The sequence below is a fragment of the Citrobacter sp. wls718 genome (genome assembly GCF_005280945.1).
Lineage (GTDB): Bacteria > Pseudomonadota > Gammaproteobacteria > Enterobacterales > Enterobacteriaceae > Citrobacter > Citrobacter gillenii.
This window is the reverse complement of record NZ_SZWV01000046.1, coordinates 7,532-10,500: the sequence shown is the minus strand read 5'-3', so window position 1 is coordinate 10,500 and position 2,969 is coordinate 7,532. Positions and strand designations below refer to the sequence as shown.

Below are 2,969 nucleotides of genomic sequence, written 5' to 3'. Positions count from 1 at the left end.
CAATAAGTTGGAGTCATTACCCTACCAGCGTTAGCCGTAATACGTCGAAATACACTCACGATTGTTCGCAACAAAGTAACATTATTTTATCAGAGCGTCATTATATCTGGATGAATAACATTATCGATTTAAGTTAAATCTTATTGATTTATCGGATATAACTTCTTGTTTAATTTAATCTTATAGAGGCTGCGCCTTCATTTGAACCTTTTTGCCAGGCACTGTGTAATTGGTCGACATTTTCAACGGTATCACAGCTTGGAGGGAAGGTTTTCCCGGCCAGTCCCCTGGCGTAAACAAAATCCTGCTGACAGGTTTTACGTTGTCCTTCAGCGTAACCCTTAAGATATTCCTCACGATCGATTTCGGGGTCATTGTAGTTGTCGGCAAGAGTTTCATTATCTTTAATGACATACCCTGAAATAGCATCCTGGATCCCGGCATCGTACCAGTCGGTGCCGGTCCAGGTGGGGGCATGGGTATAGGGATCTATCTGACATCCGCTTAGCAGTAACACCAGTACCGTGTTGATAAGTCGCTTCATTGCTGATACTCCCTGGTTTTTTTAAAGCATAGCGGATCTCTTAAATGGCGTGTGTAAATTTAAATTTACGACATTCCGCGCCTGTTAGGCCTGTTTATACTGGCTGTAAATAAAAATTTACGTAACGTGGATTGAAATCTTTACCCGTTGTGTTATCGTAATTACCTCCTCGCTGAGGAACAACTATCGCAAACGAGCTAAACAGGATCACCACCATGCAAAAAGACGCGCTGAACAACGTACACATTACTGATGAACAGGTTCTGATGACTCCGGAACAACTTAAAATGCAATTCCCGTTGAGTCTGGCGCAAGAGGCGCAAATTGCGCAGTCGCGCAAAACCATTTCTGACATCATCGCCGGTCGCGATCCGCGTTTGCTAGTAGTGTGTGGTCCTTGCTCTATTCATGATCCTGAAATGGCGCTGGAATATGCCCGTCGATTTAAAACCCTTGCCGCAGAGGTCAGCGATAGCCTCTATCTGGTGATGCGTGTCTATTTTGAAAAACCCCGTACCACCGTCGGCTGGAAAGGGTTAATTAACGATCCTCATATGGACGGCTCTTTTGATGTTGAAGCCGGTCTGAAAATTGCGCGTCAGCTGTTGCTTGAACTGGTGAATATGGGACTGCCGCTGGCGACAGAAGCATTGGATCCCAACAGCCCGCAGTACCTGGGCGATCTGTTTAGCTGGTCCGCTATCGGTGCGCGTACGACTGAATCGCAGACTCACCGTGAAATGGCGTCGGGTCTGTCGATGCCGGTTGGTTTTAAAAATGGCACTGACGGCAGTCTGGCGACAGCGATTAACGCTATGCGCGCAGCAGCTCAGTCTCACCGCTTTGTGGGTATTAACCAGGCAGGACAGGTGGCACTGCTGCAAACGCAGGGTAATCCGGACGGTCATGTGATCCTGCGCGGCGGTAAAGCACCGAATTACAGTCCGGCAGATGTTGCTCAGTGCGAAAAAGAAATGGAGCAGGCGGGACTGCGACCGTCACTGATGGTAGATTGCAGTCATGGTAACTCCAACAAAGATTATCGTCGCCAGCCTGCCGTGGCAGAGTCAGTGGTTGCACAAATTAAAGATGGCAACCGTTCAATCATCGGCCTGATGATTGAAAGCAATATTCACGAAGGCAACCAGTCTTCTGAGCAGCCGCGCAGTGCAATGAAATACGGCGTGTCCGTAACAGATGCCTGCATTAGCTGGGAAATGACGGATGCGTTGTTGCGTGAAATTAATAAAGATTTGAACGGCCAGCTGGCGACGCGCCTGGCTTAAGAGGTGGGTTATGGTGGCTGAATTGACCGCATTACGCGATCAAATTGATGAAGTGGATAAGGCGTTGCTGGATTTGCTGGCGCGCCGTCTTGAACTGGTTGCCGAGGTTGGTGAAGTAAAAAGCCGCTTTGGGTTACCGATTTACGTGCCTGAGCGGGAGGCGTCTATGCTGGCTTCTCGCCGTGCAGAGGCGGAAGCGCTGGGCGTACCGCCTGATCTGATTGAAGATGTATTACGTCGGGTAATGCGTGAGTCGTACTCTAGCGAGAATGACAAAGGATTTAAAACGCTCTGTCCAACGTTACGCCCGGTGGTGATTGTCGGCGGTGGCGGTCAGATGGGACGGCTATTCGAGAAGATGCTTACGCTGTCAGGTTATCAGGTGCGTATTCTTGAACAGCAGGACTGGGATCGTGCCGAGGAGATCGTGGCGGATGCCGGAATGGTGATCGTTAGCGTGCCGATTCACGTTACCGAGCAGGTGATCGCGAAATTACCGCGCTTGCCTGCTGACTGTATCCTGGTCGATCTGGCCTCGGTGAAAAACGGCCCATTACAGGCGATGCTGGCGGCGCACGATGGCCCGGTAGTTGGATTGCATCCGATGTTTGGTCCGGATAGCGGCAGTCTGGCAAAGCAGGTGGTTGTCTGGTGCGATGGACGCCAGCCGGAAGCCTATCAATGGTTCCTGGAACAGATTCAGGTCTGGGGGGCGCGGCTGCATCGGATCAGTGCCGTCGAGCACGATCAGAACATGGCGTTTATCCAGGCATTACGTCACTTCGCGACTTTTGCTTACGGGTTGCACTTAGCAGAAGAGAATGTCCAACTTGAACAGTTACTGGCGCTCTCTTCGCCGATTTACCGTCTTGAGCTGGCCATGGTCGGACGCCTGTTTGCCCAGGATCCGCAGCTGTATGCCGACATTATTATGTCGTCAGAAAGTAATCTCGCGTTGATCAAACGGTATTATCAGCGTTTTGGTGAAGCGATTGGTTTACTGGAGCAGGGCGATAAGCAGGCGTTTATCGACAGCTTCCGTAAGGTTGAGCACTGGTTTGGCGATTATGCCAAACGCTTCCAGAGCGAAAGCCGTACGCTACTGCGTCAGGCCAACGATAGCCGCCAGTAGCGTCGAT

The 2,969-nt window shown here is 50.4% G+C and carries 3 protein-coding genes; 2 read left to right on the top strand and 1 reads right to left on the bottom strand.

What is annotated here, in order from left to right; translation table 11 throughout:
- Positions 1-169: 169 nt before the first annotated feature.
- Positions 170-544, bottom strand: coding sequence for a DUF2799 domain-containing protein (locus FDW95_RS08975; protein WP_115257740.1), 375 nt, complete (start codon positions 542-544; stop codon positions 170-172).
- Positions 545-759: 215 nt separating this feature from the next.
- Between FDW95_RS08975 and aroF the strand changes: the two genes are divergently transcribed.
- Complete coding sequence (gene aroF / locus FDW95_RS08970; protein ID WP_096756102.1) at positions 760-1,830, top strand: 3-deoxy-7-phosphoheptulonate synthase AroF; 1,071 nt, start codon at positions 760-762, stop codon at positions 1,828-1,830.
- Positions 1,831-1,840: 10 nt separating this feature from the next.
- Positions 1,841-2,962: a bifunctional chorismate mutase/prephenate dehydrogenase gene (gene tyrA, locus FDW95_RS08965; RefSeq protein ID WP_115257741.1), complete on the top strand. Its 1,122-nt coding sequence runs from the start codon at positions 1,841-1,843 to the stop codon at positions 2,960-2,962.
- The last annotated feature ends 7 nt before the right edge of the window (positions 2,963-2,969 follow it).

What these genes read in the sequence shown, in the direction of transcription:
- FDW95_RS08975 (WP_115257740.1), bottom strand. Translation starts at nt 544, where the DNA reads ATGAAGCGACTTATCAACACGGTACTGGTGTTACTGCTAAGCGGATGT.
- aroF (WP_096756102.1), top strand. Translation starts at nt 760, where the DNA reads ATGCAAAAAGACGCGCTGAACAACGTACACATTACTGATGAACAGGTT.
- tyrA (WP_115257741.1), top strand. Translation starts at nt 1,841, where the DNA reads ATGGTGGCTGAATTGACCGCATTACGCGATCAAATTGATGAAGTGGAT.